This is a genomic window from Parabacteroides bouchesdurhonensis, assembly GCF_900186615.1.
GTDB classification, from domain to species: domain Bacteria; phylum Bacteroidota; class Bacteroidia; order Bacteroidales; family Tannerellaceae; genus Parabacteroides; species Parabacteroides bouchesdurhonensis.
This window is the reverse complement of sequence record NZ_LT896588.1, coordinates 2169499-2184875: the sequence shown is the minus strand read 5'-3', so window position 1 is coordinate 2184875 and position 15377 is coordinate 2169499. Positions and strand designations below refer to the sequence as shown.

Below are 15377 nucleotides of genomic sequence, written 5' to 3'. Positions count from 1 at the left end.
TTAATTGAGAATACGGGGTGCAAAGATAATAATATTTTATTGAAAGAATTGGCTGAATGCACCCCACATCCAGCCAATTATAAACCTTTAACAATCTTTTCACACCTATAAGACTACTTTCATTCGTTGTCTTTTATTCGGCAAGATCTATAGCATAATACTTAGTGCGTCCGTTCGGATAGAAACCTTTGATGAACAATCCTTGATCTTCTGAACGTCCCTGAAGTATGTTTTCCACAAGTTTTTCCAAGTCTTCAGGAGATGTAATCTTTTGATTATTAGCAACCATAATAATGAAGCCTTTCTTCATTCCGGCATCTTTCAATTTACCAGTAGTTACACCAGTTACTTCAATGCCATAACTTACACCCAATTGCTGTTTTTGTTTATCCGTCAGAGCTCTGAAAGCCGCACCAAGAACTTCCGCACTATCTCCACCTTTCAATATTTGTGTACTTCCCTGTGCATTGCGAAGTTCTACCGTAAATGTTTTGGTTGTACCATTGCGGTCTACCTTTATTTCCACTTTATCACCAGGACGATATTTGCTGATCTGCTCTTGCAAAGCATTTGCTGATTTTACTTTTGCACCATTTACAGCAATAATAACATCACCTTTTTCAATTCCAGCCTCTTTAGCCGAGCTACGTTCTGCAAAACCTCCTACATAAGCACCTTCCAGCACTTTTACCTTTTCTTTATCATCACCCGATACATACTGCGGATCTATAATTTGCACACCCAAAATTGCACGTTGAACCGTACCATATTGTTTCAAGTCATTTGCCACTTTGCTGGCAATACTGATAGGCACAGCAAACGAATATCCTGCAAAGTTTCCTGTTTGCGAATAAATAGCAGTGTTAATACCAACCAATTCTCCTTTAGTATTCACCAATGCTCCTCCACTATTACCAGGGTTTACAGCAGCATCCGTTTGAATAAACGATTCAATTTTACTTCCGCCTCCACCAGAAATACCACGACCTTTTGCACTAACAATACCAGCCGTTACAGTAGATGTCAAGTTAAAAGGATTACCAACAGCCAAAACCCATTCTCCTACTTTCAATTTTTCAGAATCTCCAAATGGAATAGTCGGCAGATCTTTTGCTTCAATCTTCAACAAAGCAATATCTGTTGTGGGATCAGCACCTATAACTTTTGCCGAAAACTTTCTATTGTCGTTCAACGTTACTTCCAATTCATCGGCACCATCAATAACATGATTATTGGTAATAATATATCCATCTGTTGAAATAATCACTCCAGACCCTGTTCCTACGCGAGGTTGCGGTTGCGGACGTTGAAATCCACGATTTCCGAAGAAAAATTCAAACGGATCAATATATTGCTCTCCGGCGTTTGCCTCCTTCATATTAGCAACAGACTTAATATGGACAACGCCATGCACTGCACTTTCGGCAGCATGTGTAAAATCTGTATTCTCGGCAGCAACAGAGTTGTAATTTGCCAGTCGAAGGGGTTGCTTAAACGTGTTCTCCACTCCGGCAGCATAAACGGGCTGTTCTTTTTTCATCATGTAAGCACTCGTTCCAATTGCAGCTCCCGAGCCAATTGCAGCTACGAGAACAAGGCCAAGCATATTCTTCCACATTTTTTTCATACTTCTATCAATTAATTAAACACTTAAATTTAACAGTTTCTTTGTGACAAATTAAACTCAAAAAACGTGCAGATATTCCATTTCCTATTGTTTTTTTATCACTTTTAACGACACTATTCAAGCACTTAACTGCACTTAACAGTACTGTGCATTACAAAGTACCTTTTTAACAATCATAAAGCTGCCAAATGGTCATGTATTCAATACTATAACAGCAAGTTCGTCAGAAAGTTCAGAAGGAATACATACGTAAATTCAATGTTCAAATATCATAGAATCTATCCCAACAACTCTGATACAGACACAATGGCACACTGAAATATCGGTGCACTATAGACAACTATAAACTAAATTACCTATCTTTGCATAATTGCAGTCTGCCGGTCTGTCGCTCATCTTCGGATGTGAGGAAAGTCCGGGCAACGCAGAGCACCATACTTCTTAACAGGAAGTTGTTCGTAAGGGCAAAGTAGCGTAACAGAAAATAACCGCCGGTTTGCCGGTAAGGGTGAAAAGGTGAGGTAAAAGCTTACCGGATTCCATAGCAATATGGAATGCCGTACGTCTTATGGGTTGTAAGGTCATGTATACTGGCGCATGTAGGATTGCTCGTCCGATGCCAGGGGGTAGACCGCTAAAGCTTACCGGTGACGGTAAGACAAGATAAATGGCAGGCACTTTTGTTTTTGGCAGAAGTACAGAACCCGGCTTACAGGCGGACTGCATTTTTAATACTTTACTCATGAAAGAGTCTGATAAAAAGCCAATCGGAGAACGAATCCAAGCATTCTTGACACGCACGATTCGTTTTGTTACTTACGACATTTGGAGGATTACCGAAAATGAAGTAAGCGGCCTGAAAGAACTTTATATCAACACCATTAAAACGATCATCCTTGCCATTCGTGGATTTAAGAATGAAAATTTACAGACAAAAGCATCCGCACTTACCTATAGTACCCTTTTATCCATCGTTCCATTATTAGCAGTATTGCTAGGCGTTGCCAAGGGATTTGGTTTCCAAGGTGCTGTCAGTCAAGAACTGATAGATTACTTTCCAGGTCATGAAGCAGAACTGAATAAAGCATTCGAATTTGTAGACAGTTATCTGGCACAAGCACAAGGGGGCGTCATAATTGGAATTGGTTTTATTCTCTTATTTTATACGGTCATCAACCTGATCTCTTCCATTGAAGACACATTTAATGATATATGGCAGATACAAAAATCACGTCCCTGGTACCGCAAAATATCAGACTACTTGGCATTATTCCTGATTTTGCCGGTATTGATCATGACATCCAGCGGTCTTTCTATTTTCGTATCGACATTACAAAATTCGTTTCTCAGCCAATATTTCTTTTTCACTCCTTTGATGGAAATAATGCTAAACGTAGTGCCATACATAATAACAACTCTTGCTTTCACTGGTTTATATGTATCATTACCCAATACAAAGGTAAGATTCGTAAACGGATTGCTTGCAGGATTCATCGCGGGTTGCGCTTTCCAATTTTTCCAGTTTATTTACATTAGCGGACAGATTTGGGTCAGTAAATACAATGCTATTTATGGAAGCTTTGCAGCCCTGCCTTTATTATTATTATGGCTGCAATTATCATGGTTGATTTGCCTATTTGGGGCAGAGCTGTCCTATGCTTCACAGAATGTAAAGAAGTTCAGCTTTGAACGAGATAGTAAAAACATAAGCCGACGTTACAAAGACTTCCTCACTTTATTAATAGCATCGCTTATTGTGAAACGTTTCGTAAATGGAGAAAAGCCCTATACAGCCGACGAGTTATCGGACGCATACCGTATTCCGATCCGACTAACTACACAGATTCTATATCTACTTACTGAATTGAACATCATCATTGAAGTAAATTACGGAGACGATGATCGTGTTGCTTATTACCAACCGGCTGTTGATGTAAACAAAATAACCGTCAGCTATCTGCTTACCAGAATGGACGAATATGGCTCTGAGAATTTCAAGATCGACACATCCAAACTTTTCAGTAAAGAATGGGAAACGTTACTCAAGACTCGCGATGACATGGTAAAAGCCAACGATAATATATTGCTCAAAGATCTCTAGATAATGGAGAACGAACAATTTATGGAGAAAAACAAGAATGATCTGACACATGGTTCAGTATGGAAAGTCATTCTACGTTTCTCTTTTCCCTTACTAATAGGCAACCTGTTACAACAACTTTATAACATAACAGACAGTATTATTGTAGGTCGATTTATTGGGAAAGAAGCATTAGCAGCCGTATCTGCCTCTTTCTTCATCTACTATTTTATTATCTCATTGGTAATTGGAGTGGGTAGTGGAACGTCTGTTGTTGTATCCCAGTTTTTCGGAGCCAAACAATTTGATAAAGTACAGCGAGCCTTTTCATCCTTCTTCATCTTTATGCTTGTAGCAGGTATATTGCTATCTATCACAGGAATTATTTTTGCAGAACCAATATTCAGGTTGACTAATACACCAGAGGAAGTCATACCGCAAGCCGTAGCCTATTTTCGTATTTATATAGGAGGCACTTTCTTATTCGTCACATTCAATAGTATTATTTCTATATTACGGGGTGTAGGAGAATCTTTTCGCCCCATGTTATTTATCCTGCTTTCCGCTTTTCTAAATATAATACTGGATTTACTCTTTATCATCGGTTTCGATTGGGGAATAGAAGGAGCAGCACGGGCTACCGTCATTGCCCAAGGGATCGGCATGTGCACAGCCTTGATTTATGTAAACAACCAACATCCATTACTTTCCATAAAGAAGCAAGACTTAATATTCGACGGCATATTATTTAAAGAAAGCTTAAAGATTGGTTTGCCTACCAGCATTCAGCAATGCGCCATAGCTCTGGGGCTTATCGCTCTACTGGGTATTGTAAACCATTTCGGTACTGACACTTTAACAGCATATGGTGCAGCTGGAAAGATTGACACCATCATCACTCAAGCCATATTAACATTATCCGGAGCATTAGCAGCCTTCTGCGGACAGAACATTGGAGCCAAACGGCTGGACAGAGTACGTGAAGGCGTACGATTCGCCATGTTTGTCAACATAATATTCAGCCTTATCACCTTCACCTCCATTTATTTCTTTGGAGATAAAATGATGTTAGCCTTCACCAATGATCCGGAGGTTATTACAATAGGCAAAGAATACTTACTCATTATGGGAGGCTTTTTTGTCGTGCATGGAGGATTGAACGTGTATAACGGAACGTTACGGGGAGCCGGAACTACCGTGTTCCCTATGGCCGTAAGCATCACTTGTCTGTGGCTGATACGGATTCCGCTTGCTTATTGGTTCAGTTCGATATGGGGACGGAGTGGTATCTGGTGGGCTATCGGAGCGAGCCTTTGCATAGGGCTTACGATCACTTATATCTATTATAAATCGGGATTCTGGAAAAACAAAGGACCTTTGTACATAAATAACCCTAAAAAATAAAAGGATATCTTTGAGATATCCTTTTCCAGTTGCGGAGGCAAGACTCGAACTTACGACCTTTGGGTTATGAGCCCAACGAGCTACCACTGCTCCACTCCGCGATATAGCGCCGCCATTTCTGATTGCGTGCGAGTGCAAAGATATATAGAATTTAGCAAACTTCCAAGTAAACCTGCAATATATTTACAATTTGCCTATATACAAATCTCATTTAAGCAGTAATAAGCCCTTATTTTCCTACAATTTGCTACTATAAGTTTTCTATTGTATCAAAATCGAATGGTTCATACAAACGAAGTCGAGTTCTCAACAATGAGATTTCGTCCTGCAAGTTTCTCATCCGGTCCAGCATATGATGAATAGCTTCAATTCCTTCAATATTAATAGACAAATCGTAATACATACGTGTGTACTGTTCCAAGTCACGTAATTGAGAAGATAACAAATACTTCTCTCCATCGTCCATGACGTTAATGTCTATCAAACCTCCTTCTTCCAGCATTACGATAAATGAAGGGTCTATATGACATTTCTGGCAATATTCGCTGACAATAACTAAATCTGTTTGCATAATACACATGTTTTTTTAATTTAGACTCTGTATTTCCCGAAATAAATCTTTCTGCTTTTCTGTCAGATTAGTCGGTATCTCGATTGAATACGTAACAATTAAATCACCACATTGTCCGTCCTTCTTATAAACAGGAAATCCCTTACCTTTCAGCCGGACCTTACTGTTGTTTTGCGTACCCGGTTTTATTTTCAATTTCACCTTGCTATCTAAAGTATCAATAATTTGCTCGCCTCCTAAAATAGCGGTATAAAGATCTAATGGAACAGTCAAATACAAATCATCACCAATCCGTTTGAATCTACTATCATCCGGAATCACGAATGTGATATACAAATCACCATCCGGCCCACCATTTGTACCCGGTCCGCCTTGTCCTTTCAGCTTAATTGTTTGTCCATTGGCTACCCCGGCAGGCACAGTAATCCTCAGATTCTTTCCATTCACGGAAATCACCTGTTTATGTGTCTTTGCGGCATCCATCAAAGATAAACTTAACTCTGTTGTGTAATCCTGACCACGGAAGCCATAATTAGAACGACTACTTCCTCCACGGCGAGAACCGAACATAGATTCAAAGAAATCCGAAAACTCGCTTCCATCACCTGATGAAGACCAATAAGTTCCTCCATCATTCGTAAAACCACCAGTCCCGGCAAAACCATTACCTTGCCTACTATATTGCTGCCGTTGAGATTCATATTCATCCGCATGCTTCCAATTCTCACCGTATTGGTCATATTTCTTTCGCTTTTCCGGATCACTAAGCACTTCGTTTGCCTCATTTATCTCTTGAAACTTACGATGTGCATTAGGATCGTTCGGGTTTAAGTCCGGATGATATTTACGTGCCAACTTCTTATAGGCTTTTTTAATGTCATCCTGAGAAGCGTTCTTGTTCACCCCTAAAATGTTGTAATAATCGATATAGGCCATAATACTTATCTATTTCGTTTATTTTCTTCGCATAGTCATATTACAATAAACATACCAAGAGTGCCTTTTGTTAATGAAAATTTACTTAAAAGCATCTTATTAAGCACCCGACAAAAAAAATGCTTTCCTCCGGAAAGAACCCGGATGGAAAGCATTTCTTTTTCAGATATTATTAACCGTTATTTAAACATCATCATCTTACTGATATATTTACCTACAATATCAAACTCTAAATTAACGACTGTTCCTTTCTCTATCTGGCAAAAGTTCGTGTTGTCGTGTGTATAAGGTATAATGGCTACCTGGAAACTATTTTCTTTTGAATTGCATACCGTAAGACTGACACCATTCACACATACAGAACCTTTCTCCACTGTCAAATAACCCTGTTGAGCCATTTCTTTATTAAAAGGATACTCAAAGGTATAATACCAACTGCCGCTTGCATCTTCCACGTTTGTGCAAACAGCCGTTTGATCCACATGACCTTGTACTATATGGCCGTCCAAACGTCCGTTCATCAACATGCTCCGTTCCAGATTTACCAAAGAACCCGGCTTCAAAAGCCCTAGATTAGAACGTTCCAAAGTCTCTCTCATAGCCGTCGTCGTAAAAGTATTTCCTTCCTTACGAACCACCGTCAGACATACTCCGTTATGCGCCACGCTCTGATCAATCTTCAATTCATCCACAAAAGAACACTCCATTGTGATATGAATATTATCCAAATCATGCTCTATATTCACAACGCGTGCCGTTTCTTCTACTATTCCCGAGAACATAATAAATCGTTTTTAATTTGTAATATCTATTTCCACTAAGATTTTCTATCATTCTATTTGCCGGTTGAATTCCTAACAATGTTCACTAATCCTTCCTGCATTTTACCGACAACAGTATTGTTTTCCATTCCATATTCCTTCGATATTTCATCTAAGTTCGGATAGGTAACCCATACTTTGCCGTCAGCAGCTTCCCAAACGGAAATCCGTAATGGCAACTCCAAAGAAATAGCAGGATTCTCTTGCATCAACTTCGTTCCTATTTCAGGAGAGCCGAAAACGACCACCTTTATCGGCAACAATTCCATTCCCGCCTCTTTCGCATTCTTCGCATGATCAAATACGGCAAATACGGAAGCTCCATTCGATTTGATAGTTTGCTCTATCTTATTTATCGTTTCGTCCACACTAAACGGACTCTCTACTTTTTCCATAAGTTTATTTCTTACCTCTGTTGATGACACACTCTTTAGCTGGGTCAAAACCGGAGTTTTTACAGTTCTTACATTCGTCTTTCTTTCATCATTCAACTGCTCAAAAATAACAATACGGTTCTCCCCTTTCTTTAGCCACACACCCGGAATATACAACGTCTGCTGAGGACCAACCTGCCAATATCTACCTATATTTTTTCCATTAATAAAGATGATACCTTTCCCCCAGGCAGACATATCTATAAATGTATCTCCCGTCTTATCCAAATTGAAAGTTCCTTCATAGAAAACAGGCTTGCCATACAAAGAAGAGGTTTTGTCCGGCGTGTTAGTATAAACCTTATCTTTACTTAGCTTTGCAAATGACGGCTCGCGGTCCATCGGTAACTTATACATAGACCAGTCGGATATTTCCAGGCCATTGATAGTTACCGGACTGATAATACCTTTCGTGTTATTTACAATCTCCTCCCCGTAATTGATGCGTCCCCAATTCTCTACTAAAACTTCCAGCGTTGTATTGAACGGAATATCAATTGGCATTGAATAATTATTATAATAACGATTCAATTCTCCAACCCGTTCACCATTCAAATAAACCGTAGCATAATCTCTTAAACCGGGAATCTCCAGAGTTCCCGAGATCGGTTGATTGAAATGATGCGTATACAGCACATAACCATATCCTTGATTCAACTGCTCAAAAGTCATCGGATTAGATGCCACCAAAGGTTTCTGCTCTTTAGCAAGAGCCAACACATCCGCAACCTTCGTTAAACGAATAGAAGGAATCTCTATTACAGGATTAGGAGCGGGAGCTTCCGGAACTGTATATTTTACATATTTCTTAATAACGTTCCGGATCGAATCATATTTAGGAGTAACCCAACCGGCCTCACTGATAGGGGCATCATAATCATAGCTTGTCATATCCGGCTGAATATCATGGTTCTTATCATAGTTTGCCCCGGAAGTAAAACCAAAGTTAGTTCCACCATGAACCATATAAAAATTAAATGAAACATCATTCTGTAAATACATCTCTGTCTGACGTGCAACGCTTGAAGCGCTTACGTCGGGGAACGGTTCAGCCCAGTGCATTAACCAGCCCGGATAAAACTCAGCTACCATATAAGGTCCTGTCCCTCCATGATATTCATTTACAACCTTTTTCAAATTATCTATATTGCTTTCTCCGTTTGCAGTAGGCAAAGCGCCCGGCGTTGAGCCACCCTCAAACAACCAGCTCCCGTCCGAAGTAAACAGAGGCGCGTCAAATCCGGCATCAGCCAGCTGCTGACGTATCTTGGCATTATACCGCCGGTGTTCTTCCAAAGGAATATCTTTGCGTTGTGCAACATATGAACCGAATTCATTCTCGGCCTGTACCATAATAATCGGGCCTCCCTTTGTTACCTGCAAGTCGCCAACTTCTTTATATAAACGGTCTATATATAGTTTTGTCCGTTGCAAGAACTCCGGGTTATCCCGCCTGATTTCCATGTTCGGAATATTCTGCAACCACCACGGATAGCCTCCAAATTCCCATTCGGCACATACATACGGACCGGGACGAAGTATAACCATCATTCCCAGATCGCCGGCGGTTTTTATATATTCACGAAGGTTCTTGTCTCCTTCAAAATCCCATTTTCCAGGTTCAGTTTCATGTAAATTCCAAAACACATAAGTAGCCACAGTATTCAATCCCATAGCCTTCATCATCTCCAAGCGGTGACGCCAATATTGATGAGGAATACGGGGATAGTGCATTTCTCCGGAGATAACAGGCGTAACCGCACCGTCCCGGTAAAAATGTCCATCCTTAATCTCAAAGGAAAATCTACCTTGTGCAAAAAGGGTTAGAGGAATAAACAATAGCAAAATAAATAACTGAATGAATCTAATTTTCATGGATATCTAATTTAAATAAACAAATGTATATAAGAACGATGACTATGAGCTTATTATATACAAAGATAATTTCTTTGTCCATATATTAAAAACAAATGGAGAAAAAACAAATCCCGGTTCAGTATCTCCACTTATTTTTAGGCAAAGAGTGCCTACGTATTATCCTTCACCATAGCACCATTTATGGAAAAAGTCCTGAGTCTTTATTCTTTTGACCTAGGTCGAAATCAATTACGACCTGGCTCGAAATTAATTTTGAGCTAGGGCAAAATCAATTTTGAGCCAGGTCAAAAGAATAAAAGTGCGGATATTTTTTGCTAGATGATGGTAACTTTTTTATTAATAAACATGCTGTTTAACGTCAAGACAACACTACAAAAAAAGAGAGCAACAAGGGTATCCTTGTTGCTCTCCGACAATATAAACAGTATTTAAAGGTTCTTATTTAGCCTGTTCCAACTGCAAAGTCTTAGTAGGTTCATCGCATACTTCGGTAGGACCGAAATACTGGATAGGACCCGGATAAACATAACTTGTAGTCATAGCCCACTCGTCACGGTTTGCAGCAAATTTCTTAAATGGCGCGCCATCCAACTTTACTAAAGCTTTCTGGATAACTGGTTTCATTTCGCCATGACGACGCTCCATATTCATCATCATTGTTACAGGAATACCGCCGGCAATCCATTTATCAGCAGGAGCAGTAGTATTGCGAACGGATGACATATAGCCAGTTTTACCAGAAGCTATCAGGCAAGAAGCAGTGTATCCTAATGAATAGCAATAATCTGCATCATAATTAGACGGAGCAGCACAACGTCCTTCATAACCAAAGAAGTGGTGTTGAGCAGCAAACTTACCTACATACTTACCTGCAGCCTTCCATTCTGCCAATTTCTTAGCAACCATTTCAGAAAGCAGCTTTTCTGTTTCAATCAAAGAAACCTGAACATTTCCGTGCGGGTCACGATCTAAAGATAACTGACGGGCAACGCCTTCAGGAAGAGATGCGTATAGGTCAGCATTGTCTTTCGTTAACTTGCTAATGATATAAGCACGTTGTTCGCTCTTTTTAATCATCTTGAACTCTGCGTCATTTTTAGCCAAGAAGTCATTTAACTCAGCAATCAAACGTTTCATTGCAGGGACAAATTCAATCAAACCTTCGGGGATCAATACAGTACCGAAGTTATTGCCTTCATCGGCACGCTTTGCAACGATACCTGCAATATATGTAACGATGTCATCCAATGACATATTTTTTGCTTCAACTTCTTCTGATATAATACAGATATTCGGCTGAGTTTGCAAAGCACACTCCAAAGCGATATGAGATGCCGAACGTCCCATCAATTTAATGAAATGCCAGTACTTCTGGGCAGAGTTACAGTCACGCTGAATGTTACCGATAACTTCTGAATAAACTTTACAAGCCGTATCGAAACCAAAAGAAGTTTCAATCTGGGCATTCTTTAAGTCACCGTCAATAGTTTTCGGACAACCTATAACCTGTACGCCGGCGTTAATAGCTTTATAATATTCTGCTAAAACACAAGCATTTGTATTTGAGTCGTCACCGCCAATAATAACCAAAGCCTTAATATCAAGTTCCTTCAATATTTCAAGTCCCTTATCAAACTGTTCTTTAGTTTCCAGCTTTGTACGACCGGAACCGATCATATCGAAACCACCCGTATTACGGTATTCGTCAATAATACCGGATGTTAGTTCCATATATTTGTGATCTATCAAACCGCCTGGGCCTAGAATAAATCCATACAAGCGAGAAGCTGTATTATGAGCCTTAATACCATCGAACAAACCAGCGATCACATTGTGACCTCCAGGAGCTTGGCCTCCAGAAAGAATAACACCTACATTCATTGCAGGCATAGCCTTCTTTTCATTACTTTTCTCGAAAGTAACGATAGGCATACCGTAAGTGTTAGGGAACAATTTCTTGATTTCGTCCTGATCGGCTACTGATTGAGTATACTCGCCGTCTACGGCTTTAACAGCACCTTTCAATGCAGCAGGTACCTTTGGCTGGTAAGCTGCTCTTGCGATTTGTAATGCACTCTTTGTCATTTCTTAATCTGATTTATTTAGGAATTATCTATCTCGTTTTCAAAAGCGGTGCAAATATAGCTCTTTTTCTTCAAACCTTCACACAAATACCGATTCAAATTTCTCTTTATACGCAGGCATTTATCTGTTCCTCTTCTTCTTTAATTTCCTTTTCTTCGTGATATCACCGATACCTTTTAAGACATTTCCACTACTTTTTCAATACAAGTGTGAATAAACACTAAATATCCATCAATTTGGTAAGTGTAACAGGTCATTAAGTTTGTATATTCTATAAGTAGAAATCTGTTTTAAGATTAATCACATATCAAATCATGAAAAAACTACTATCATTTGTTATCATTGCATCAGGTTTATTTGCCGGCTTGGTAACTGCCCAGACAAAGATTCCTTTGAAATTTGAGGAGAATGGCAAATTCAAAATTGTTCAATTTACAGATTTGCATTGGAATCCTCATTCGCAAAATTGTGCTCATACAACGGCCACTATAAAACATGTTTTGCAAACAGAAAAGCCTAATCTTGCTATTATCACAGGAGATGTTGTCACTAGTCGTCCGGCAGAAAAAGGATGGCAAGCGATTATTAAAATCTTTGAAGAAGAGGAGATTCCTTTTGCCGTAACTATGGGAAATCATGACGCCGAACAAGGGTACACTAGAGAAACTATTTATAATTGGCTTAACCAATCTCCTTATTTTGTAGGGAATAAAGGCCCTGAAGATATTCATGGATGTGGAAATTTTGTAATTGAAGTACAAGGCTCTAAGTCTGATTTAGCAGCTCTGCTTTATTGCCTAGACTCTCATGATTATCCGGAAAATACCCGAAAATATGGAGAGTATGACCGGATCAAGTATAATCAGATTGAATGGTATCGTAAGCAAAGCGAACAATATACCAAGAGTAATGGAAATAAGCCTTTACCTTCGCTGGCATTTTTTCATATTCCGATTCCGGAATACCATAACATTATAGGACAGAATACGACAATTGGTCACAACGAAGAAGTAATATCCTCTCCCAATATAAATTCAGCCCTATTCAGTTCAATGGTTGATATGGGAGATATAATGGGTGTTTTTACAGGACATGACCACGATAACGATTATATAGGAATTAATTATGGCATAGCATTAGGGTTTGGAAGAACTACAGGGGCAGATGCACGGGGTAAACTGGAAAGAGGGGGAAGAATTATTGAATTATATGAAGGCCAACAAAAGTTTGATACATGGATACGTACGGCAAAAGGAAAAGAGCTTTCTTATTATTATCCTTCCGGTATTTCCTCTTTAGATGAGGAAAATCTGAAGTATTTAGCCGCTAAAAACATAAAGCAACCCCAACAAGGCGTCCGTTATATTTATTACGAAGGGGAATACAAATCTACCACCGATTTAGATTCTAAAACAGAGGTAAAAAGAGGATCATTCCCTAACTTTACCATAAAGGAAGCCGCTGTAAAAGATCATTTCGGATATGAGTTTCATACCTGGATCAAAATACCTGAAAGAGGTGTGTATCGTTTTTATACTTACTCGGATGACGGGTCCAAATTGTTAATTGACGGAAATGTAATTGTAGATAATGATGGATCGCATTCTGCCCGGTATATTTCGGGAAAGGTGGCTCTGGAAGCAGGTTTTCATGAGTTAAAAGTACTTTATTTTGAAAGTTATATGGGAGAAGAACTTGAAGTAGGAATAGCAAGCCGGAATATGAATGAAACAATTATTCCAGAAGAAATGCTGTTTCTGCCAGAATAGGAATGAACCGAAACAATTGACTTTGTCAAAACACGGTATAGAAAACTTTATACCGTGTGACTTTCTATATTTCATTGTAAAGACGATACAGATTGCTTGATATTAATTAAACAGTTGTTATTTGTATATTAATGAATATTTTTTGCAATATTTGTCAAATACACTCCAATAAAATATTGACTATTTATCCTATGCCGAATAATATAAGTCATATAATTGAGCAAATAAAGAAAGGTAATAAACTCGCCTTTTCTCAATTATTCCGTTTATATTATCCCAAAATATTTTCTTTTATCTTTCAATTTTTAAAAGATAAACAATTGACTGAAGAAATAACGCAAGATGTTTTTATGAGGTTATGGATAAACCGTGAAAACCTAAATTTAGATTTATCTTTTGACTCCTACATGTTTACTATTGCAAAAAATATTGTTCTGAATTATTTTAAGAAGAAAGAAGTTGAACAACGATATATAGACCATACTATCCAAGTCTTTAACACGGCACATACAGAAGTAGAAGAATATTTTTATTTCAAAGATTTACTTGCTATAATAGAAGGTGCTGTTAATGATATGCCTTCCCAACAACAAAAAGTATTTCGGCTAAGCAGAGAAGAAGGACTTATGAATGCAGAAATTGCTAAAAAATTAGGCATATCCAAACGAACAGTAGAAAAACACATCTCTTCTTCTTTGAAATTTCTACGCAAAGTCATAGAAAAAAACTATCTGTTTTTCTTCCTTTAAAGAACCATATGCTTTTTTGGATTCTTATTTACGTGTATCCATTCTCTTTATTGTATTACTTATAAATGACAATTTATGGAACAGCAGGATTTAAAAGATCTGTGGAACAATCTTCAAGTGAATGTATCGGAAAAAGAAGTAGAAAATTCTTTAAAGCAATTATTAGCCAGGATTTCACTTTATGAAGAATTGTTTTCCGCAAAAAGGAAAGCTACTCAAAAGAACTATTCTATTTTGAAAATAGCTGGTATTTTGTTGTTACCAGTCTTAGCCTCATTTTTCACATACCTTTCTTTTAATAATAGAACTATTGTTCAGGAGTCAATTATATCATACACAGAATATGTTGCTCCAATGGGTGAAAGGCGTGAAGTTGTCTTAGAAGACGATACACGGGTTTATTTAAATTCGGGTTCCGTCTTAATAGCACCGAAAAAGTTTATTGATAAAAATCGTATTATTTATCTCATAGGAGAAGGGTATTTTAAAGTTGCCTCCAATAAAGAAAAACCTTTTAGAGTAAAGACATCTCTGATAGAAATTGAAGCACTCGGGACAGAATTTTCAGTTTCTGCTTATTCTCAGGATAATTCGGTTCAGGTTATTCTGACGGAAGGCTCCGTACGTCTTTCAACACTTGACACCCCTAATTCTCAATCTATTATAATGTCACCTAATCACCAATCCGTGTATAATCCTCAGATAAATGGTTTTATTGTAAATGAAGTAAATGCATCCAGATATACTTCATGGAAAGAAGGAATATTAATTTTTGACAAAACCCCTATAAGTGATGTCTTACGCCGTATTGAAATCCAATATGGAGTACAGATCAGTTATGATAAATCAAATACAAATATCACCAGACATAATATAACAGCAAAATTCATTCAAAATGAGTCTTTAGAAGATATATTGAATGCATTGTCTAATATTATAAATTTTAAATACCAAATAATCAAAAACCAAGTAATCATCAAATAAACCATATGCCTATGAATAAGTGAATCTAGAATAAATTGA

General features: G+C 38.2%; 11 protein-coding genes, 1 tRNA gene and 1 other RNA gene. 6 read left to right on the top strand and 7 right to left on the bottom strand.

All coding sequences use genetic code 11. The annotated features are described in order from the left end of the window. Positions 1-133: 133 nt before the first annotated feature. Positions 134-1627: a Do family serine endopeptidase gene (locus C1721_RS09455; RefSeq protein WP_102408117.1), complete on the bottom strand. Its 1494-nt coding sequence runs from the start codon at positions 1625-1627 to the stop codon at positions 134-136. Positions 1628-1999: 372 nt separating this feature from the next. Between C1721_RS09455 and rnpB the strand changes: the two genes are divergently transcribed. From rnpB to C1721_RS09440, 3 genes are all read left to right on the top strand, one after another. Next, positions 2000-2355, top strand: an RNA gene (gene rnpB, locus C1721_RS09450) — RNase P RNA component class A. Positions 2356-2369: 14 nt separating this feature from the next. Then, positions 2370-3728 carry a YihY/virulence factor BrkB family protein gene (locus C1721_RS09445; protein WP_102408116.1) on the top strand — a complete coding sequence of 453 codons (1359 nt, stop codon included), beginning with the start codon at positions 2370-2372 and terminating at the stop codon, positions 3726-3728. Between the two features lie 3 nt (positions 3729-3731). Beyond that, positions 3732-5111 (top strand): MATE family efflux transporter, encoded by a 1380-nt coding sequence (locus C1721_RS09440; protein ID WP_416277223.1) that lies wholly within the window; start codon positions 3732-3734, stop codon positions 5109-5111. Between the two features lie 29 nt (positions 5112-5140). Here C1721_RS09440 and C1721_RS09435 read toward each other — a convergent pair. The 6 genes from C1721_RS09435 to C1721_RS09410 all read right to left on the bottom strand — a co-directional run bounded on the left by C1721_RS09435 (position 5141) and on the right by C1721_RS09410 (position 11836). Then, positions 5141-5212 (bottom strand) — tRNA-Met (locus C1721_RS09435). Positions 5213-5361: 149 nt separating this feature from the next. Then, positions 5362-5682: a chaperone modulator CbpM gene (locus C1721_RS09430; protein ID WP_102409381.1), complete on the bottom strand. Its 321-nt coding sequence runs from the start codon at positions 5680-5682 to the stop codon at positions 5362-5364. Positions 5683-5697: 15 nt separating this feature from the next. Beyond that, entirely contained in the window at positions 5698-6618 is a 921-nt protein-coding gene (locus C1721_RS09425) for a DnaJ C-terminal domain-containing protein (protein WP_102408115.1), read from the bottom strand. 179 nt (positions 6619-6797) lie between these two features. After that, positions 6798-7400, bottom strand: a complete 603-nt coding sequence (locus C1721_RS09420) for a riboflavin synthase (protein WP_102408114.1) — start codon at positions 7398-7400, stop codon at positions 6798-6800. Positions 7401-7453: 53 nt separating this feature from the next. Further along, positions 7454-9748, bottom strand: a complete 2295-nt coding sequence (locus C1721_RS09415) for a beta-galactosidase (protein WP_102408113.1) — start codon at positions 9746-9748, stop codon at positions 7454-7456. A gap of 441 nt (positions 9749-10189) precedes the next feature. Next, the gene (locus C1721_RS09410) at positions 10190-11836 is read right to left on the bottom strand and encodes a diphosphate--fructose-6-phosphate 1-phosphotransferase (protein WP_102408112.1); all 1647 of its coding nucleotides are present in this window, start codon (positions 11834-11836) and stop codon (positions 10190-10192) included. A 314-nt stretch (positions 11837-12150) separates the two neighbouring features. Between C1721_RS09410 and C1721_RS09405 the strand changes: the two genes are divergently transcribed. The 3 genes from C1721_RS09405 to C1721_RS09395 all read left to right on the top strand — a co-directional run bounded on the left by C1721_RS09405 (position 12151) and on the right by C1721_RS09395 (position 15338). Beyond that, positions 12151-13605 carry a PA14 domain-containing metallophosphoesterase gene (locus tag C1721_RS09405; protein WP_102408111.1) on the top strand — a complete coding sequence of 485 codons (1455 nt, stop codon included), beginning with the start codon at positions 12151-12153 and terminating at the stop codon, positions 13603-13605. Between the two features lie 191 nt (positions 13606-13796). Further along, positions 13797-14354, top strand: a complete 558-nt coding sequence (locus C1721_RS09400; protein ID WP_159063566.1) for an RNA polymerase sigma-70 factor — start codon at positions 13797-13799, stop codon at positions 14352-14354. 75 nt (positions 14355-14429) lie between these two features. Beyond that, a complete protein-coding gene (locus C1721_RS09395; protein WP_102408109.1) occupies positions 14430-15338 on the top strand; it encodes a FecR family protein in 909 nt (302 codons plus the stop codon). The last annotated feature ends 39 nt before the right edge of the window (positions 15339-15377 follow it).

Excerpts from the sequence above, each read along its gene's own strand:
- C1721_RS09400 (WP_159063566.1), top strand. The coding sequence starts at position 13,797 with ATGCCGAATAATATAAGTCATATAATTGAGCAAATAAAGAAAGGTAAT.
- C1721_RS09445 (WP_102408116.1), top strand. The coding sequence starts at position 2,370 with ATGAAAGAGTCTGATAAAAAGCCAATCGGAGAACGAATCCAAGCATTC.
- C1721_RS09415 (WP_102408113.1), bottom strand. The coding sequence starts at position 9,748 with ATGAAAATTAGATTCATTCAGTTATTTATTTTGCTATTGTTTATTCCT.
- C1721_RS09420 (WP_102408114.1), bottom strand. The coding sequence starts at position 7,400 with ATGTTCTCGGGAATAGTAGAAGAAACGGCACGCGTTGTGAATATAGAG.
- C1721_RS09395 (WP_102408109.1), top strand. The coding sequence starts at position 14,430 with ATGGAACAGCAGGATTTAAAAGATCTGTGGAACAATCTTCAAGTGAAT.
- C1721_RS09405 (WP_102408111.1), top strand. The coding sequence starts at position 12,151 with ATGAAAAAACTACTATCATTTGTTATCATTGCATCAGGTTTATTTGCC.
- C1721_RS09440 (WP_416277223.1), top strand. The coding sequence starts at position 3,732 with ATGGAGAACGAACAATTTATGGAGAAAAACAAGAATGATCTGACACAT.
- C1721_RS09430 (WP_102409381.1), bottom strand. The coding sequence starts at position 5,682 with ATGCAAACAGATTTAGTTATTGTCAGCGAATATTGCCAGAAATGTCAT.
- C1721_RS09455 (WP_102408117.1), bottom strand. The coding sequence starts at position 1,627 with ATGAAAAAAATGTGGAAGAATATGCTTGGCCTTGTTCTCGTAGCTGCA.
- C1721_RS09410 (WP_102408112.1), bottom strand. The coding sequence starts at position 11,836 with ATGACAAAGAGTGCATTACAAATCGCAAGAGCAGCTTACCAGCCAAAG.
- C1721_RS09425 (WP_102408115.1), bottom strand. The coding sequence starts at position 6,618 with ATGGCCTATATCGATTATTACAACATTTTAGGGGTGAACAAGAACGCT.